Here is a 19,877-nt window from a genome sequence, read left to right on the forward strand (position 1 = left end):
CGCCGGCCGCGCAGCCGTCACGACACCAGCGCATCGTCCCCCTTCACCGCATACGCCGCCTCGCGCCGCCGCAGCTTCATCGCGATCAGCGCCGCCAGCACCGCGAGCGCGACGCCGGTGAGAAACCCGCCCGTGTAACCGACCTTCGCGGTCAGCGACAGGATCGTCGACGACGCGATCAGCTCGCCGAGATCGCGCGTGCTCTGCACGGCCGTCACGTCGGTGCCGGCCTGATCGCTGCCGCCGGCGAAACGCATGCCGGCCGTCATGATCGACACGGACGTGATGCCGGTCGCCAGCGAGCCGAGCACCGTGCACAGCCACGCCCACGACGGCGACACCGGCAGCCACCCATTCGCCTGCGCGAACCACAGCAGCGCGGCCGCGCCCGCGCAACTCACGCCGGCCGTAAACGCGCGCCACAGCCCGAGCGCCCTCACGAGCCACGCGCCGCCGCCGCAACCGAGCACGACCGTCACGACGCCGCCCGCCATCCCGAGTTTGCCGATCGCGTCGAGCGACCAGCCCGCGTCGTTGAGGAACAGCTTCGACAGGCCGAAGCCCGATACGGCGGTCATCGCCGACAGCAATGCGAGCGACAGCAGCGACCACGAACGCGGCCGCTTCGCGAAGCGCACGAGGCTCGCATCGTGTTCGGGCCGGACGCGCGCGCGATCCGCGTCGCGCGGCAGCACCCACAGCACGCAGACGAGGCTCGCGAGCGGGACGGCGGCCAGCGCGAGAAACGCGGTAGGCTGGCCGAACAGGCCGATCAGCGTCAACGTGCCGGCGCCGCCGCCAAAGAAGCCGATCATCACGCCCGCGATCTGGATCGCGTTGATCTTCGCGAGCGTGTCGCCGCTGAAATGCTCGGCGGCCATCCCGTCGTTCGCGATGTCCTGCGTCGCGCTCGCGAGCGACGCGACGGCCAGCAGCCCGACCGCCCAGCCGGCCGTCGCGACCGTCATCCCGATCTGCGCGAGGCTGACCAGGCACAGCACGACGATCGTCTGCATCGGCAACATCCAGCTGCGCCGCCGGCCGATGCGGGGCGACCAGCGGTTGTCGACGACGGGCGCCCACAGGAATTTCACGACCCACGGCAGCCCGACGAGCGGCAGGAACGCGAGCGCGTGAAGCGGCGCGCCGTCGTGGCGCAGCAGCGTCGGCATCGCGTCCATCGCGATGCCGATCGGGATTCCCTGTGACAGGTAAAGCAGCGTGATCGTGATGACCAGGCGGCGATGTTCGAGCAGGTCGCGCATCGAAGTCTCCAGTTGCATGAGGTTAAAAAGGTTCGGCGCCGGCCGGCACGCGCGCAGGCTGCATCGCGTCGCGTCGCGCCGCGGACGGCGCGCCGCACGCAGCAGCAATGCGCCGAAGGCGACGAGCGCCACGTCGATCGGCCAGTACACGGGCTGGCCCGCGCCCCGCAGCGCGAGCGCGCAATGGGTCGCGCCGGCCAGCCCGTACGCGATGCCGGCCGCACGCATCAGCACGCGCAGCCATGCCGCGCGATCGGCGACACAGGCCGCGAGCGCGATCGCGCCGCCCCACACGGCCCAGAACAGCATCGCGAGCGCATGGTCGACGTGCACGCCGTCCGGCAGCGCACGGCCGGCGAACAGCAGGGCGCCGCCCGCGAGCACGAGCCCGCCGCACACGCCGACCGCGGCGGCGGCCAGCACGTCCGCCGAACGCTCGCGCTGTGCACGCCGCCGCTCGATCCACAGGTGCAGCCCCGTCGCGCACAACGCGCACGCGGCGAGCCCCATCAGGAAATGCAGCACGCGCAGCCCATCACCGGCCGCCCCCACCCAGCCGTATTGCGCGAAATGCAGCGGCTGCACCGCGATGAACGCGCGCAGCCAGAAGCCGCGGCCGCGCGACGTCGCATTGGCGAGCCATTGCCCGTCCGTCGCACGGTACAGGTGGCGTTCGAACACGGCGGTGCTCGGCAGGCCCGCGGTCGTGCCGGCAATCTCGACGCGCGCATTCACATCGCCCCAGCGATGCAGCACGACGGTTTCGGGCCGGAAATCCGGCCTGCGCACCGCGTCGCGCCGCAGCAGCGCATCGAGATCGGGCGCATGTCGCCACGGGCCGCCGGCTTCCACGGGCGGCGGCCCGCCCAGCAGTTCGGCGAACGCACGCTGCGGCTGCCCCGGATACGCGACGCCCGCGAGCGACACCGTGCCGAGCGCGCCGAGCCCCGACAACGCGCCGGTGAACGCGAACAGCACGAGCCACGGCGTGCCCCATAGGCCGATCCATGCGTGCAGGTCGAACAGCGCGACGCGCAAGCCGTGGCCGCGCCGGATGCGCGCCGCATCGGGCCAGCGCTTGCGATGCACGACGATGCCCGCGACGATGAGCACGAGCAGCACGATGCCCCACAGGCTGACGAAGATGCGCCCGGGGAAGCCGGCGAACAGCGTCTTGTGCAGCGTGACGATCAAGGTCGCCCGCCCTGCGTCGGGCAGCGGCGCGCCGGTTGCCGGATCGAGCGCGAGCGTGCATGTCTGGCGCGCGTCGCAGAAACGGATGGCCGGATCGTCCGGCCGCGGCAGCACGATGCGCGCGTCGCGCAACGCCACCCCGAGCGACGCCGCGCGCGTGACGAGCGCATCGAGCGACAACGTCGGCCGCGCGACGGCCACCGCCGGCGGCCGCCACCAGCCCTGCATCGAATCGAATGCGAGACTCCAGGCGCCGCTGAACAGCACGACGAACAGCACCACGCCGAACAGCGCACCGGCGCCGCGATGCAGCGCGCGCCAGCGCGAACGCGACGAAGCATCCATGTCAGCGCCCTCCCCAGAACATCGCGCACGGCACGAGCACCGCGAGCCACACACCCGCGCGCCACGCGGCCTGCCGCCAGCCGGGCGCGACGAGCACCCACAGCAGCGCGGCGACGCTCGCGGCGAGCGTCAGCAACACGGCCGCATAGAGCCGGTTCAGGCCGTCGTCGGGGTAATGACGGGCCAGCGTGAGCGCGAGCGCGACCGCACCCGGCAGCACGCCGCCGATCGCGATCGCCGCCCGCGCCCCCCAGCCGGACGCCATCAGAATTGCCCGCGCACGGTCAGCATCACGTTGCGCGGTTCCCCGTAACGGTTGTTCCAGCCCGGCTGGCTCAGGCTCAGGTAGTAGTGGCGGTCGAACAGGTTGTTGACGTTGAGCGCGGCGCTCCAGTGCTTGTCGTAGCGGTAGCCGAGCCGCACGCTCGCGAGCGCGTAGCCGCCCTGGCTCATCGTGACGCCGTTCGCCTGCGCCGAGTAGCTGCTCTGCACCTGCACGCCGCCGCCGATGCTCCAGCGCCGCTCCTGCCACGGCAGGTCGTAGTTGGTCCACAGCCGGAACAGGTGGCGCGGATTCAGCAGCGGCGCGAACGTGCCCGCGTTCGCGAGGTTGTCCGCATAGCGCATCGTGTCGTACGTGTAGCTCGCCCACACGCTCCACCACGGCGTGATGCGGCCGTTCGCCTCGAACTCGAAACCCTGGCTGCGCACGCTGCCGCCGTTCACGTAGTAGCAGCTCGGCCCCGCGCACGGATGCGCGAGGTCGACCTGCGGGTTGTTGTCGAGATCGATGCGGAACGCCGCGAGCGACACGTTGAGCTTGCCGCCCGCCAGTTCGCCCTTCACGCCCGTTTCGTAGGTGCGCCCCTTCACCGGCGTCAGGATGCCACCGCCCCACATCGACTTGGTCTGCGGCTGGAACACCTCCGCATAGCTCGCGTACCACGACCAGTCGCGCGCGAAATCCCAGATCAGCCCGCCGTATGGCGTGAACTGGTGTCCGGTGTTGTAGTGCGCGGCGAGGCTGTCCTGGTTCCACCAGCTCATCCGGCCGCCGAGCACGAGCGTCAGCGGTTCCGCGAGCTTGATGCGGCCGAGCCCGTAGACGCCCTTCTGCGAAATGTCGTTCTGCTGCGATTGCTGGTACGGCCCGATGCCGGGCTCGGGCACGCTGCTCGGGTTCCAGCGATACACGTTCACCGGCGTGCCGGCCACGTCGCCGAGCAGCGGCGCCGTCATCTGCCCGCTGCTGCTGTTCGCGTAGGTGACGCCGAACAGCAGGTCGTGCGTGAGCCCGAACGCATGCACGGGGCCCTGCACGTTCGCATCGAGGCTGCGGCTGTAGCTGCTGAACTGGTACGCGGCGCCGGTCAGCCGGCCGCCGGCGCCCGTCGCCGGATCGATCGCGCCGAACGAACCCGCGTACTTCAGGTCCGAGCGCACGCTCTGGTATTCGCCGCTGACCTTTGCTTTCCAGCCGGCGCCGAGCTTCTGCTCGACCGACGCGAACGCACGCGTCGTGTCCCAGTTGAAGCGGCCCCACGCGGTGTCGAGGAACGTCGAGCGCGACAGGCCGAGGCTCGACCCGTCGCGCGCCATCGGCACGCCGGACATGTCGGGCACCGACGACGTGGTCTGGTACTGCGCGCCGAACGTGAGCAGCGTGTCGCGCGTCACGTCGACTTCCGTGACGCTGTAGATCGAACGCGTGTCCTGCTTCGCATGGTCGTAGAAGAAGTGGCGATCCTCGTACGCGGCGACGAGCCGGCTGCGCACGGTGCCGGCCGCATTGAGCGGGCCGCCGATGTCGGCTTCCGCGCGATAGCGGTCCCAGCTGCCGACGCTTGCGGTCGCATGCGCGGAAAACTGGTATTGCGGGCGCTTGCGCACGAGGTTGACGGTCGCGGCCGGATTGCCGGAGCCGTGCAGCAGCCCGTTCGCGCCGCGCAGGATTTCCACGCGCTCGTACACCGAGATGTCCTGCGGCGCGCTCGCCATGTCGCCGATCACGACCGGCACGCCGTCGAATTCGAACGAATCGACCTTGAAGCCGCGCACGAAGTACGCGGTGGTGAGCAGCACGTAAGGCTGGACCGTCACGCCGGCCGACTGCTGCATCACCTCGTCGAGCGAGAACAGGTTCTGCTGGTCGATCCGCTCGCGCGTCGTCACGCTGACCGACTGCGGAATCTCGCGCAACGCGAGCGACATCTTGCCGACCGTCGCCACCGACGGATCGTCGGCCACGCTGCGCGACGCATTCACCGCAATCGCCTTCAACTCGCCCCCGGCAGGCTGCGCGGCGGCCGCCTCTTCCTTGCGGACTTCCGCGCCGCCCGCCGGCGCCGCATCGGCGAACGCCGCCGCCGGATGCGCGGCGATCAGCAGGCCGAGGTACAGCGACGGACGCCAGCGCCCGAAACGGGCGACGCGCGCGCCCTGCATCATCGATCTCTCAGGTTCCCGTACCTCGTACCGCATTCACGCCCCCGTATTTGATAATCATTCTCATTATCAATTAGAACCGGCAGGCGATTTTTCGATCGAGGGGCTTTTCCTATCGATTCCGGGCACGGCGGCCCGTATTGTTCACGTCACTGTTCGGATTCGGCCGGGCGGAATTCCGCGTCCGCGCCGGCGGGCGGCGCCCCGTCGGGTGGCCGTCCGGCGCGGGCGAACGTCGCGTACCACGCATCGGTCTCGATCAGTTGCGCGTGCGTGCCGGTCGCCCGCACGCGGCCCGCGTCGAGCACGACGATCGTGTCGGCGGCCGCCGCCAGCGCCGGCTGGTGCGTGACGACGATGCGCGTGCGCTGCCCGCGCAGCGCGACGAGACTGTCGCGCACGCGCCGCGCGCTCAGTTCGTCGAGGCTCGCGGTCGGTTCGTCGAACATCAGCACCGGCGCCCGCGCGAGCAGCGCACGCGCCAGGCACGCCCGCTGGCGCTGCCCGCCCGACAGCAACTGCCCGCCCGGCCCCACGTCGGTGTCGAGACCGTCCGGCAGGCGCTCGGCGTCGCGCAGCAGGCCGACCGCGTCCAGCGCGGCGCGCAGCTCGGCATCGGTCGCGTCCGGTCGCCCCATCCGCACGTTCCACGCGAGGCTGCCGCGAAACAGCCCGTTGTCCTGGAACACGAGGTTGCGCGTCGCGGCGAGCGTCGCCTCGCTCAGGTGCCGCACGTCGGCGCGGCCGAGCAGCACGCGCCCGGCGCACGGATCGTCGAGCCGCGCGAGCAGGCCGAGCAGCGTGCTCTTGCCCGCGCCCGTGGGGCCGACGATCGCGACGAAGCCGCCCGCCGGACAGTGCAGGTCGATCCCGTCGAGCAGCGTCGCGCCGCCGGCCGACCGATAGCCGACGCGCAGCGCGTCGACGCTCGCGTCATGTACCGGCGTGCCGCGCTCGGGGCTGTCGAAGCGCGGCGCGTGCAGCACCGCGAGCACCGTGTCGAGCGCGCGCCAGCCGCCGCGCAGCGCCTGATCGAGCTGCGTGAGTTGCGCGAGCGGCTCGATGAAGCGCACGAGCAGCACGAGCACCGCGACGGCCGTCGCCGCGTCGAGTCGGCCAGCCGCGACGGCCCACGCGCCGCCGATCAGCATCGCGACGAACACGCCCTGCACCGCGGCCGCGAATCCGAGCTCGAGCGGCAGCGAGCGCCGCATCAGCGCCCGCGTGCGGCGATGCTGTTCGTCGCACGCGCGCTGCAACGCCGCGCGTGCTTCGCCGTCCCGGCCCGCGAAGCGCAGCAGCCCCTGATGCGCGGCGAAGGTCTGAAGCTGCACGGCCATCTCGCGATCGCCCGCGGCGCGCGCCTGTTCGAACCCGAGCGTGCGGGCGCCGCCGCGCTGCAGCAGCGCGAACAGCAGCACGGCCGCCGCCGCGAGGCACAGCGCGATGCGCCAGTCGATCCATGCAAGGCCCGCGACCACCGCGAGCGGCGTGACGACCGCGCCGATCAACGGCCCGAGCAGGTGCGCGGGAATCCCCATCGCCTGCATCACCGGCCCGCGCAGCAACCCGGCCGGATGACTGTCGCGCACGGTCTGCCACGACGCGATGCGCGGCAGGTGTTGCACGAGGCGTTCGACGAGGCCCACGGCCAGCGCGCCGCCCGCGCGATAGCCGCCGCGTTGCGCGACGTACAGCACGAGCGCATGACCCAGCGTCAGCGCGCCGAGCACGATCGTCCAGTGCAGCGCGGCCGTATGCGCGCCGGCGAACCATGCGCGGATCAACGGCACGAGCAGCAGCCCGCACGCGCCGTCGAGCAACGCGGCGGCCACCGCCCAGCCCAGCCCGCGCCACAGCGCGCGGCGCGTGTCGCGCGGCAGGCACTGCAAACGTTTGAGCGATTTCGTCATCATGCGGCCTCCCCGCCTGCGGCGCCGCGTTCGCGCCAGAGCCGCGCATACAGCCCACCCGCGGCCAGCAGCGCCGCATGCGTGCCGCGTTCGACGATGCGGCCGCGTTCCATCACGAGAATCTGGTCCGCGTGCCGGATCGCGTCGAGATCGTGGCTGACGATCACACGGGTACGCGTGTCGGCGCGCAGCGCGTTGCGCAACGCGCGCCCGGTTTGCGGATCGAGCGCCGACGCCGGTTCGTCGAGCAGCAGCAACGGCGCACGCGACAGCAGCGCACGCGCGATCGACAGCCGCTGCAGTTCGCCGCCGGACAGGCGCACGTCGCGCCCGCATACGCAGTCGTAACCGCCCGGCAATGCGTCGATGCGTGCGTCGAGACACGCCGCACGCGCGGCGGCGCGAATCGCGTCGCGATCGGCGTCGGGCCGATAAAGCGCGATGTTCGCGGCAATCGACACGTCGAGCGCGCTCGCCTGCTGGAACACCATCGCGATCTGTTCGCGGCGCGTCTGCGAACTGACCAATCGCAGATCGGCGCCGCCGAGCCGCACCGTGCCGCGATCCGGGTCCATGAAGCGCGCGAGCAGCATCAGCAGCGTGCTCTTGCCCGCGCCGGACGGCCCGACGATCGCGGTGGTCGTGCCGGCCGCGAGCGTCGCGTCGATGTCGCGCAGGATCGGCTCGCCGTCGATGTCGACCTGCACGCCGCGCAGTTCGATCGACGCATCGCGCGGCGCCTGTGCCGCGCCGTCGGCGGGTTCCTGCAGGCCGGGCTGCGCAAGCAACGCATCGAGCCGCGCGGCGGCCGCGCGCGCGTCGCGCAGCGCATCGGCGCCATGACCGAGCGCACGCACCGGCGCCGCGACCGCCCAGATCAGCAGCGCGAACGCGCACAGCGTGCCGACCGGCAACTGTCCGGCCGTCAGCCACGTCGCGCCGAACACGACCCACGCGAGCAGCAACGGCGTGCCGAGCAGCACCTGCGTGCACGCGCCGAGGCCGCCGATGCGGCCGACCCACGCCGAGAACGCCCGCGAGAACTGCCCGCTCGACGCGAGCGCGGCCGCCTCGATGCCGGCGCCCGGATACTGCCGCACCAGCGCCGGGTTCTGCGCGAGCTGCGCGTAGTCGCCCATCAACCGTTCGAGCGCCGCGTTGCGTGCGGCGAAGGCCGGCGCGAAGCGTGCCGAGCGCATCCAGCGGAACAGCGCCGCGCCGGCGACGAGCGGCACGAGCGCGAACGCGAGCAGCGCGGGATTCAGGTAAAGCAGGCACGCGAGCGCCGCGCACGGCACGACCACGAGCTGCGTGAGATCGGCCGGCGCATGCGCGACGAGCTGGTGCAGCGCGCGCACGTCCTGGTCGACGTGGCGCGCGACGCGGTCGCTGCCCGCGCGCGCGAACCAGCCGAGCGGCAAACGCTGCAGATGATCGGCGAGGCGCTTGCGCAGGCGATCGCCGAGATCGGCGTCGACGCGGTGCGTCAGGTGCAGCGCGACCGTCTGGCCGGCCAGCCAGAACGCACCGGCCGCCACGGCCGCGACGAGCCAGCCGCGCGCCGCCGTGTCGAGCTGCGCGCTCGCGCGCCATGCGTCGGCGAGATGCGCGAGCGCGAGCCACGGCACGAGCGACGCGATGCCGGCCAGCGCCTGCAACGCCACCGCCGCGACGAGCGGCACCGCGAACGGTCGCAACATCGAAAGCAACGGCCCCTTCATGCAGCACGCTCCAGCAGCATGCCGAGCGTCGCGGCGCGCGCATCGCCCGGCGGCTGCGCCGGAAAACCGAGTTGCGCGGTCAACTGCTGCCACACGCGCGCCACGTCGATGCTGCGCTGGTTGCACGCGTGCAGCCCTTCGCCGGACACGAGGCGATCGACGGCGCGCACGGCCGCCTGCGGCCAGCTGCGCGCATGAATCTCGCCCCACGTGTCCTGCGCGTCGTCGCAGATCTGGAGGCTCGGCAGGTCGTCGCCGGCCGGCTCGCCGAAGATCGGGAACAGGCCGTCCTCGTCCTGCGCCGGCTCGCGCAGCGCGGGCGCCCACCACAGCGGGCCGTGCGGCGACGCGAGCGTCCAGGTGCCGGCGTCGGTCGTCAGCGTGATGCCGAACAGCATGCTCATCCGGCCGTCGTCGGCCGCCGCCATCTCGTTGTGCACGCGCAGCGACACCGGCGTTTCGGCGAGCACCATCGCGCATTCGCGCATCGACGACAACGCCGGCCCGATCGGTTCGACCGACCACGGCCCGACGCCCTGCAACGCGGCCGCGAGCACGTCGAGCGCCGCGTAGCTCGCCTGCACCGAGCACACCACGTCCGCATGCACCGGCGCGCTCGTCTCGCGCAGTCGCCGCGCGACCGCGATGAAACGCGCGACGACCGGCAGGTTCGGATAGAAGCTGTTGAGCAGGCAACGGCGGCCCTGGCGCGACGCGGTACGCAGCACGCCGGCCCATTCGTCGGGCAGCAGCGGATGCTCGATCACGACGTCGATCCCGCGTTCGAGCAGCCGGCAGGCCAGCGCGGCGCCCTCCGCGCCGCGGGCCGCGCCGCCGACGGCGACGCACGCGATGCGCACGTCGTCCGGCAACGCGTCGACGCGGTCGAACACCGGCGCCCCGACGCGCGCGGCCAATGCGGCCGTGCGCGCGCTGCCCTGGCCGAGGATGCCGGCGACGTGATACGAACCGGACGCCGCGAGGCCCGCCGCATAGAACTGACCGAAACGGGAGCCGGCCACGACGACCGGCAGCGGATGGACCTTCATCGTGCCTCCTTCAGGCGGGTGTCGACGAACGCGGCGTTCAGGCAGTCGAAATGACCGCCGGGGATATCGACGGCCGTGATGCCGCCGAGCGCCTGCGCCGTCCAGTAGTCCGTGAGCGCCGCGCGCTGCTGCGGAATCAGCGGATTGCAGCGCTCCGGCACGAACAGCCGCAGCGCGCCCGCATACGGCGCATCGCCGGCCCAGTGGCACGCCTGCACCGAATGCATGAAGAGCCGGTAGAGCCGCTCGCGCTCGTCGAGCAGCGGATGCGCGACCGCGTCCTGCATCGACAGGCCGGCCGCCGCGCGCAACACGCGGCCGCGCAGCACGTCGAGCGGCTCGCAGCGATCGCCGAAGATCTCGAGCTGCGCCTGCAGGCTGCCCGGCGCGAGCCGCGTGGAGTCGGCCTTCAATGCGTCGGCGAGCGCGTCGGCCAGCACGTACGTTTCCGGAAACCCGAGTGCGTCGAGCGCCAGCCCGAGCGTCGCCGCGAAGTTGAACAGCACGAGCCGTTCATCCTCGATCAGGTACGGAATCCGGTAGCTCGACACGATGTCGAGCGTGCGCACCGTGACGCCCAACTGCACCAGCGACTTCGCCATTTCGAGCGCGACCAGCCCGCCCGAGCAGTAGCCGAGCACGTCGACCTCGCGCACGCCGCTGCGCCACAGCGCATCCGCGTAACGCCGGCCCAGCGTCGCGTTCAGGTGACGCGCCGGCAGGTCGAGATAATCCTGCGCGTCGCGCACCGCGAAGCCGAGCACCGGGCCGAGCCGCGCGAGCGCGGGAAGCACCGGACGATACGCATGCACGGTGCCGAGCCCTTCGTGCACGATCACGCGCGGCACGCCGTCGCCGGGCGCGAGCGGAATCGGCCGCACGCCGGTGCGCACGCGCGGCGCCGGCGCATGGACGACCGCCGACCCATGCGCCGTGCGCGACGCGGCGGGCGCGGCCGTCGGCGTCGCGCTCGCCGGCTGTTCGCCCGCGTCGCGCAGGCATTGCGCGAACGCGGCGGGCGTCGGCTGCGCGAGCACCCAGCGCAACAGCCGGTCGAACGGATGCGCGTGCGCGAGCGGTTCCTCGCCGCGCAGCCGCGACACGAGTTGCGCGATCAGCAGCGAATCGCCGCCCGCGGCGAAGAAGTCCTGGTCCGGCGAGACGTTGCGCGTATCGAGCACGGTCTCCCACAAGCCGATCAGCCGCGCCAGCAACGGATCGGCTGCCGGTGCGGGCACCGCTCGCACCACGGCCGGCGCCGGCTCGCGGATATCGGCGATGCCGGCCAGCGTACGGCGGTCGATCTTGCCGTTCGCGGTCACCGGCAAACGTTCGAGCACGCGCAGTTGCGACGGCACCATGTAGCCCGGCACACGCTCGGCCACGAACGCCAGCAGCGTATCCGGCGCGATGCGCGCCGCGCCGCGCTTCACGTGGGCGAGCAAGATGTCGTAGCCGAGCGCGGCGAGCGGCGTGTCGGGCGCGACGCACCCGAGCGCGCGATCGCCCGCTTCCGCCTGCAGCCAGTCGAGCCACTGCGCATGCGGCACGAACAACCGCGCCGATGCGGCCCGCGCATCGTCCGGCGTCTCCATCATCAGCCCCTGGCTGATGCTGATTTCCGGATGCTCGGCCGTCAGTTCCTGGATCACCCACCACGCGTCGGGCGCCGACAGTGCGCGCAAGCCGGCAATCAGCGCGACCGTGTCGCGCGCATTGTTCAGCGCGCCGGAGCTGATCGTCATGTCGACCGAATGCGGCGCAATGCCCTGCGCGTCGCACGCCGCATTCATGTCGAAACGCACGAAGCGCATCCACGGATACGCAGCGAAACGCTCGCGCGCGGCCGCGAGGAAGTAGCTCGACACGTCGCTGAACAGGTAATCGATGCGCGTCCCGGCTTCCACCAGCGGCGCGAGCACCTCGACGATCGCCCGCGTCGCGGCGGCCGTGCCCGCGCCGATTTCGAGGATGCGCCACGCGCGCCGCGGTTCGCGTGCGACGACGGCGTGCACGGCCTGCGCCATCCCGCGATGCAGCGCGCGGGCGTGTTCGCCGTCGCTGTACATCGCTTCGGCGATATGCGAAGCCCCTTCCGGGAACATCAGGCCGGCCGGCGATACGCGGCCGTCGATCTGCGCGTCGAGGCATCCGGCGCTGGCGCGGAAGTAATCGACGAGGACGGCCGGCCACAGCGCGGGCGATGCGTGCTGCGCGAATGCGTCCCAGCATGCACGCGCGTCGACGACGCTGGCATCGGGCCGCCTGCGCCAGCCGTCGTCCGCGTCCGCGTCCAGCACGCCATGTGTGACCAGCATCGCGAGCCAGTGGCGCAGCAGATGTCGTCGCGCCGCCGGCACACGCAGCCGCTCGCACAGCGTCGCGAAACCGGTCACGCCATCGGTCGTCAAGCCGCCGGCCGGCACGATCCACGCGGCGAGCGACGCCACGCACGCTGCGTCGAGCTGCGCGACCGAACGCGACACGTCCGCCTGCGCGGGCCAGCGCGCGGCGTCGAACGCCGTGCGCACGTGCGTCGCGATCTCGTGCAGCGCGTCGTCCTGCGCCGGCGGGGGCGCTTCCGCGCCCTGCAGCGACACGAAGCTCGCAAGCCGGCGCTCCGCGCCCTCGCCGAGCACGATCGTGGCCGCCGCGCCGACGAGCGGATGCGCGGTCAGCGCCGCATCGATCTCGGCCAGCTCGATCCGGTAGCCGCGAATCTTCACCTGATCGTCCTGCCGCCCGAGGAATTCGAGCGAGCCGTCGGCGCGCACGCGCCCGAGATCGCCGGTGCGATAAAGCCTGCGCCCGTCCGGATGACGAATGAAACGCTCCTCCGTCCGCACGGGATCGTTCGCGTAGCCCGTCGCAAGCCCGACGCCGCCGATATGGATCTCGCCGCGCACGCCCGGCGGGCACGGCCGGCCGAGTGCGTCGAGCACTTCCATCGTCTGCCCGGTCAGCGCGCGGCCGTACGGAATGCTCGCGAGCTGCGTATCTTCCGGACGGATCGGATGTTCGATCGACCAGATCGACGCTTCGGTCGCGCCGCCGAGGCTGAATAGCGCGCTGTCGGGCCAGCGACGCCACCAGCGGGCCGGCAGCGTCACCGGAATCCAGTCGCCCGACCACAGCACGCGGCGCGGGCCCGGCACGTCGAGCGCCGGTTCGCCTTCGAGGTAGTCGATCAGCATCTGCCCCTGTGCGGGCACCGAATTCCACAGCGTCACGCGATGGCGCGCCATCAGTTCGGCCCAGTGCGACGGATCGTTGCCGCGCGCCGGATCGGGCAGCACGATGCACGCGCCGCGCGCGGTCGCCCCGAAAAAATCGTAGACGGACAGGTCGAAGCTCAGTTCGGCCAGGCCCAGCACCACGTCGCCCGCGCCGACCGCATGCCGCGCGCTGATGTCGGCGAGCGTGTTGCACACCGCCGCGTGGCTCAGCATCACGCCCTTCGGCTCGCCGGTGGAGCCCGACGTATAGATCACGTAAGCCAATGCATCTGGAGCGATGTCGCATGCGGCGCGCGGCGGCCATTGCGGATCGATCGGCACCGCATCGATATCGATGCGCACGCAACCATCATGGTCGAATGCGAGCGCCTGCACGCTGACGACCGCACGCACTCGCGCATTGCGCAGAATGGCCTGCTGCCGCAGCGCCGGCTGGCGGCTGTCGACCGGCACGTACGCGGCGCCCGCCTGGACGATCGCGAGCACGGCCGCGAGCTGGTGCGCGCACTTCGGCATCAGTACGGCGACGGTATCGCCCACGCCGACGCCCGCCTGTTCGAGCGCGGTACGCAGCGCCGCCGCCTGTTGCGCGACCTCGCGGTACGTGCGCGGCCCCCGTGCATCGATCACGACCGGCGCATCGGGCGTGCGCAGCGCCTGCGCGGCGAAACCGGCCGCGATATGCGTATCGGCATCCGGATGCACGTCGGCGACGGGCGCCGCGGACGGCAGCACGATGTCACCCTCACGCGACCACCATGCGGCATCGTCGGCCAGACGACCCAGCAGCGCGACATACGCGTCGAACATCGCGGCCGGCATGCCGTCCGGAAACAGGTCGTCGCGCACGTCCCAGCCGATTTCCAGCCCGCCGAACTGGTCGGTCACCTGGCAGTCGAGCCACACCTGCGGCGTCTGGCTGATCATGGTGCGCGGCGGCGCGGCGCGCGCCGCGTGCCCCGCGTGCTCGCCGAGCAGGCGCTCGACACTGCCGATCCCGCTCGTGAACACCACCGGCATCAGCGCCGCATCCTTGCCGCGCCGCCGTGCGAGTTCGCGCATCACGTCGACGCCGGTGAACGCGCGATGGTCGAGATCGTCGAACATCCGCGCGCCGATCGTGCGGGCACGCTCGACGAAATCGCGCCCGTGCGTCGCGTCGACGGCGAGCAGGCTCAGCGCGGTGAAATCGCCGAGCACCGCATCGATGCGCGGATGCACGGGCGGACGGTTCAGCACCGTCAGGTTCAGGCAGAACGCCGGCGTCTGGCTCCAGCGGCCGACGACCTCGGCGAACGCGGCCAGCGCGACGCTCGCCGCGCTCAGCCCGAAACGGCTCGCCTGGCCGCTCAGCGCGGCCCATTGCGCGCGATCGAGCCGCGCATGCCGATGCGTGAAGCGCGGCCGCCCGTCGGTGCGCCTCGCGGGCACGACCGGCAGATCGGGACGCGCGGGCAACCCGTCGAGTCGAGCGAGCCACCATGCCTTGTCGCGCGCATGGTCCGCACGCGTGCCGGCCTGCGCTTCATGCAGCACATAGTCGCGAAACGTCGCGTCGAGCGGCGCGGGCTGCCATTGCGGATCGTCGTAACGGCGCCGCCATTCGGCGAGCAGCAATTGCAGGCTCGCGTAGTCGATCAGCGTGAAATCCACGGACAGGTGCAGCACCGCCGCCTCCTGGCCGAGGCTCACTTCCGGCTGCAGCACCGGCCAGCGGTCGAGCGCATGCACCGCATGGTCGAGGCGTTCGCGCACGCGGTTCAGGTGCGCGTCGAAGGCGTTCGCGTCGGCCTCGCGCAGGTCGTGCACGGTGAGCGGCTGCCACGGCACGTCGGGCAGCACGCGTTGCCATGCGTTGTCCTCGACGATCGCGCGCAGCATCGGATGGCGCGCGACGCACGCATTCCACGCGGCTTCGAAGCGCACGCAGTCGAGATCCTGCGGTTCGTCGTATTCGACGTACAGGTGGCATGCGCTGCCGCCGAACTCGAACGATTCGTGGCGACCGAGCACATACGCGGCCTGCACCGGCGTCAGCGCGAACCGTTCGTGCCGGTGCGCCGGATCGTCGCGCCATGCGCCGTTCTGAAGGAAGCGGACGAACGCATCGCGTTCGGCCTTGATGCGCGCGGCGAGATCCGCATCGAGCGCGCCGGCCGGCGCGCGATAGCGCAACTGGCCGCCGTCGTCGCACCACAGTTCGATCCGCCGTTCGCGGCAGAGGTCGAGCACGTCGTCGAAACTCACAGCACGCCCTCCTCGATCGTCGCGACCGCTGCGTCGCCGTCGGCCGGCGCCGCCGGCGTCAGTTCGTCGAGCTGCGCCGCGAGACCGGCGAGCGTCGGCTGCCGGTAGAACGCGGCCATCCCGATCCGCACGCCGAGCCGCTCGCGCAGTTGCGCGAGCAGGCGCGTCGCGAGCAGGCTGTCGCCGCCGAGCGCGAAGAACGTCGCGTCGCGCGCGTTCGCCGCGCGGCCGAGCGCCTGTTCCCAGCAGGCGAGCAATATCGCGTGCCGCTCGCCGGCCGGCACGAATGCGTCGTGCGCGGCCGGCGTGTCGCCGAGTGCGCGCGCGAGCGCCTCCCCGACTGTCCGGCGATCGATCTTGCCGTTCGCGTTGAGCGGCCAGCGCGGCACGCACCACAGCGCATCGGGACGCATCGCGTCGGGCAAGCGGTCGCGCAACCAGTCGGCCAGCGCCGCCTGCGCGATCGGCTCGCCGACCCGGCGCGCGTCGAGGCAGGCGAACGCCGTCGAGCGCCAGCTGCGCGCATCGAGCGCAAAGCCGCACGCGTGGGCGGCCGCCGCGAGCGCGTCGTCGACGAACGGCCGCGGCGGCGACGTATCGCCCGCGACGCTCGCGACGAGTTCACGCAGCGGCGAATCGCGCAGCACGTCGGCGAGCAGCAGGCGGCCGTCCCGCGCGAGCAGCGCGGCCGCGATCCGGAACGTGTCGCGCGGATCGTCGCGCAGGTGCGCGGCCGCGAAACTGATCACGCAATCGAATGCGCCGAGATGACGTGCGGGCAGCAAGCCGTCCTGCATCGTCTGCAATGCGGGCAGCGTTCGCGTGAAGCGTGCCTGCGCGTTGTGCAGCAGGCCCGGCGACACGTCGAACAGCGTGACGTCGAAGCGCGGATCGTCGAGCACGCCGAGCCCCGCATCGAGCGCCTGGCCCGCGCGCGCATCGAGCACCGCGACGCGCAGCGCACCCGTGTGCGCCGCGGCCTGCGCGTCCAGCGCGACGGCGAACTCGCGCAGCGCACGAACGCCGTCCGGCAAGCGCGTCGCGAACGCGAGCGGCGCCACGCACGGGTCCAGCGGCACGCGTTGCGCGGCGGTCTCCGGATCGGCGGCGAGCGCGCGCAGCGCGGCCGTCAGAGCGTCGAGATCGGTTGCCTGCCAGGCGAGCCGGTCGAGCGCGTCGTCGATCGGGATCGATGCGGCGCCCTTTGCGCGCCAGTGCGCGAGCGGCGGCAGGCCCGCGTCGCCGTCGAGCAGCCGGGCGGCGACGGCGTGCGCGACGGCCGTTTCCGCCGGCATCGTGTCGACCATGTCGACTGCCGCGAGCAACGATGGCGCGGTGTCCGCCGCCGCGCAGTCGGCCGGCACGAACGCCGCGACGATGCGCGCGGCCTCGCCGTGGACGACGCTCGCACATGCGCCGTCGATCAACGGATGCGCGGCGAGCGCCGCTTCGATCTCGCCGAGTTCGATCCGGTGCCCGCGCACCTTCACCTGTCGATCCTCGCGGCCGAGGAATTCGAGCGTCCCGTCCGGCCAGTAGCGGCCGCGGTCGCCGGTGCGATACCAGCGGCCCGACGCGTGCTGCACGAAACGCTGCGCGGTCAGCTCGGGATCGTTCCGGTAGCCGCGCGCGAGACTGTCGCCACCGATCAGCAATTCGCCCGGCACGTAATCGGGCACATCGCGTCCGTCGCCATCGACGACGCGATACGCCTGCCCCGGCAACGGCCGGCCGTACGGAATCGAACGCCAGTGCGGCGGCACGTCGCGCACCGTCTGCACGTTCGACCAGATGCCGGCCTCGGTCGCGCCGCCGAGCGCGTGGAACGCACAGGCGTCGCCGCAGCGCTCGCGCAGGCGCGCCGGCAGGTCGAGCGCGATCCAGTCGCCGGACAGCAGCGCCGCGCGCACGCTGCGGCACGCGTCGCGCGCCGCCGGCACGGCCAGCGCCATTTCCAGCAGCGCGGGCGCCGAGTTCCACAGCGTCACGCGGTGCTGCGCGATCAGTTCGATCCAGCGTGCCGCATCGCGCGCTTCGTCCTGCGTCGGCAGCACGAGCTGCGCACCGGCGCCCAGCGCGCCGAACAGGTCGTACACCGACAGATCGAAATCGAGCGCCGACACCGCCAGCAGCCGGTCGTCCGCGCGCACGCCGAGCAGCGCATCGATCGCATCGATCGTGTTGACGGCCGCCGCGTGCGTCATCTCGACGCCCTTCGGCACGCCCGTCGAACCGGACGTGTAGATCACGTAAGCCGTCGCCTGCGGCGCGACCTCGAGCGGCGCAGCCAGCGGCGCATGCCGCAGCAGCGCGGCGATGCCGACATGCGGCAGCGGCCCGTCCGCGCAGGCGGTGTCGACGATCGCAGCCTTCACGCCCGCCGCGCGCTCGATCAGCGCCTTGCGCGCGACCGGCTGCGCGATGTCGAGCGGCACGTAGCACGCGCCGGCCGCCAGCACGCCGAATACGGCCGCGACCTGCTCGGGCCCGCGCGGCAAGCTGATCTCGACGGCATCGCCGTGCCCGATCCCGGCCGCGCGCAACCCGCCCGCGATCGCGAGCGCCTGCGCGGCCAGTTCGCCGCGCGTCACCGCGCGATCGCCGCACCGCACGGCGACGGCGGCCGGCTCGCGTGCGGCCAGCGCGAAGAAATCGTGATGCAGCGTGCGCGCACGGCCGGGGGCCGGCAACGCGTTGAGCGCATCGCGCACGCGCCGCTGCGCGGACGGCAACTCGACCGCGATCGGCAGCCGCCAGTCGCGATCGCACAGCGCCTGCACGAACGCGACATACGCGCCGAACATCGCGTCGATCATCCCGTCCGGAAACAGGCCGTCGACGCTGTCCCACGCAAGCAGCGCGCCGCCCGGCACGCGATAGAGCTGATGATCGAGCCATACCTGCGGCGTCTGCGAAATCATGTCGTGCAGATCGCCGAACACCTGCGCGAACGCAGCGGGCACGAACGGCTCGTCGCCGAGATTGCACGAGAACACGACCGGCGCCGCGCGCGGCGTGCCCTGCCGACGCGCATCGCGCAGCACGTCGAGCGCCGGATACGCGGCCTGCGCGATCGCACCGTGCAGCCGCTGCTGGAACGCGCGCACCGTGTCGGCCGCGCTCGCATCGGCGTGCACGTCGCATTCGACGAGCAACAGCGTCGTGAAATCGGCGATCACGCGGCCCAGATCGGGCGCATCGCCGTGCCGGTCGAACAGCGGCACGTTGAGCAGGAACGCCTGCCGGCCGCTCCAGCGCGCGAGCACCGCCGCGAATGCCGCACCGAACACCGACGACAACGTGACGCCATGCTGCGCGGCCCGCGCCTGCAGGCGCGTCAACTCGTCCGTGCTCAGCGTATGCGCGACGCGGCTGAAACGCGGCGCACGGATCGTTTCCGGCGCACGGGCGAGCGGCAGCGCCGGCCCTTCCGGCAGCGTCGCGAGCCGCGCCTGCCATGCGTCGCGCGCCGCGGCCCGCGCATCGCGCGTATCGGCCGCGCGACGCGCGAGCCAGGCCGGGAACCACGTCGACGGCGCAGCCGGCAGCGCCGACGGCTCGGCATAGGCGACGCCGATCTCCTGCATCAGCAGCCGCACGCTGTCCACGTCGGCCGCGAGCAGGTCGACGCTCAGCCACACGCGATCCTCGCCGCCGGGCATCTGCACCAGCCCCATCATGAACACTTGCGCGTGCTCGACGTCGAGACATTCGTGCGAGCGGAATGCGCGCAGCGACGCCCATTCGGCTTCCGCTTCGGCCGCCGTCCGGTCGCGCCAGTCCGCGTGCGCGAACACCGGCGAGTCCGGCGCCGCGACGATCTGCTGGCGGCCGCCGTCGAAGCGCGCGCGCAGCATCGGATGACGCTCACGCACGCGCCGGCACGCGGTGTCCAGCCGAACCGGATCGATCGCGCGGCTGCGGAATTCGAGAAACGCGTGGCAACTCACGTTGCCGAGCACCTCGCCGTCGCCGCGGCCGAGCCAGTACGCCTGCTGCACCGCGGACAACTCGAACGGCGCGTGCACGTCGACGGCTTCGGCCGCGACGACGGCTTCCGCCCGCGCGATGCGCGGCGCAGTCGCGAGCAACGCGGTCCACGCGCCGAGCGTCGGCGTACGCGCGAGCGCGTCGAAGGTCAGCGCATGACCGAGCCGGTTCAAGCGCGTCTGCAGATACATCAACCGGATCGAATCGAGGCCGCAGCTCAGCAGGTCCTCGTCATCGTCGAGCGACGCGATCTCGTCGACGGCTTCGTCGAGCAGCTCGGCGATCAGCGCAACGAGCTGCGCGCGACAGTCAGTGGGAGAACAACAGGAAGGATCGGAATGGTCGGTAGTGGAATCGACAACGGTCTGGCTCATGGGCACGCCTTGTATGGGTCGTTCGACGGCGGGTCCGCGCGGCGGCGGCCACCTGTGAATGAGAATCTATCTCATTAACACCCATGAGCCCGGTCGAT

Annotated in this window: 8 protein-coding genes and 1 pseudogene; all 9 read right to left on the reverse strand. The window is 72.0% G+C overall.

The window, feature by feature from the left end; genetic code table 11:
* Positions 1 to 17: 17 nt before the first annotated feature.
* The 9 genes and pseudogenes from DFS13_RS40615 to DFS13_RS27735 all read right to left on the reverse strand — a co-directional run bounded on the left by DFS13_RS40615 (position 18) and on the right by DFS13_RS27735 (position 19,779).
* A complete protein-coding gene (locus DFS13_RS40615) occupies positions 18 to 1,265 on the reverse strand; it encodes a RhtX/FptX family siderophore transporter (RefSeq protein ID WP_006486728.1) in 1,248 nt (415 codons plus the stop codon).
* Positions 1,266 to 1,778: 513 nt separating this feature from the next.
* Positions 1,779 to 2,804, reverse strand: a pseudogene (locus tag DFS13_RS40620) (PepSY-associated TM helix domain-containing protein); the annotation flags it as partial.
* Position 2,805: 1 nt separating this feature from the next.
* Positions 2,806 to 3,069 carry a hypothetical protein gene (locus tag DFS13_RS27705; protein WP_006486734.1) on the reverse strand — a complete coding sequence of 88 codons (264 nt, stop codon included), beginning with the start codon at positions 3,067 to 3,069 and terminating at the stop codon, positions 2,806 to 2,808.
* Positions 3,069 to 5,252 carry a TonB-dependent siderophore receptor gene (locus DFS13_RS27710; protein ID WP_208328486.1) on the reverse strand — a complete coding sequence of 728 codons (2,184 nt, stop codon included), beginning with the start codon at positions 5,250 to 5,252 and terminating at the stop codon, positions 3,069 to 3,071. The genes DFS13_RS27705 and DFS13_RS27710 overlap by 1 nt, the downstream gene beginning before the upstream one ends.
* 146 nt (positions 5,253 to 5,398) lie before the next feature.
* Entirely contained in the window at positions 5,399 to 7,162 is a 1,764-nt protein-coding gene (locus DFS13_RS27715) for an ABC transporter ATP-binding protein (RefSeq protein WP_043206150.1), read from the reverse strand.
* Positions 7,162 to 8,883: an ABC transporter ATP-binding protein gene (locus DFS13_RS27720; RefSeq protein WP_034202021.1), complete on the reverse strand. Its 1,722-nt coding sequence runs from the start codon at positions 8,881 to 8,883 to the stop codon at positions 7,162 to 7,164. Before DFS13_RS27720 ends, DFS13_RS27715 begins: the two co-directional genes overlap by 1 nt.
* Positions 8,880 to 9,932 carry a Gfo/Idh/MocA family oxidoreductase gene (locus DFS13_RS27725; protein ID WP_059721902.1) on the reverse strand — a complete coding sequence of 351 codons (1,053 nt, stop codon included), beginning with the start codon at positions 9,930 to 9,932 and terminating at the stop codon, positions 8,880 to 8,882. Before DFS13_RS27725 ends, DFS13_RS27720 begins: the two co-directional genes overlap by 4 nt.
* Positions 9,929 to 15,415: a non-ribosomal peptide synthetase gene (locus tag DFS13_RS27730; RefSeq protein ID WP_111442349.1), complete on the reverse strand. Its 5,487-nt coding sequence runs from the start codon at positions 15,413 to 15,415 to the stop codon at positions 9,929 to 9,931. The genes DFS13_RS27725 and DFS13_RS27730 overlap by 4 nt, the downstream gene beginning before the upstream one ends.
* Positions 15,412 to 19,779 carry a non-ribosomal peptide synthetase gene (locus DFS13_RS27735; protein ID WP_111442350.1) on the reverse strand — a complete coding sequence of 1,456 codons (4,368 nt, stop codon included), beginning with the start codon at positions 19,777 to 19,779 and terminating at the stop codon, positions 15,412 to 15,414. The genes DFS13_RS27730 and DFS13_RS27735 overlap by 4 nt, the downstream gene beginning before the upstream one ends.
* Between the last annotated feature and the right edge of the window lie 98 nt (positions 19,780 to 19,877).

This window comes from Burkholderia sp. 28_3 (assembly GCF_003253915.1).
In the GTDB taxonomy this organism is placed as follows: Bacteria; Pseudomonadota; Gammaproteobacteria; order Burkholderiales; family Burkholderiaceae; genus Burkholderia; species Burkholderia cenocepacia.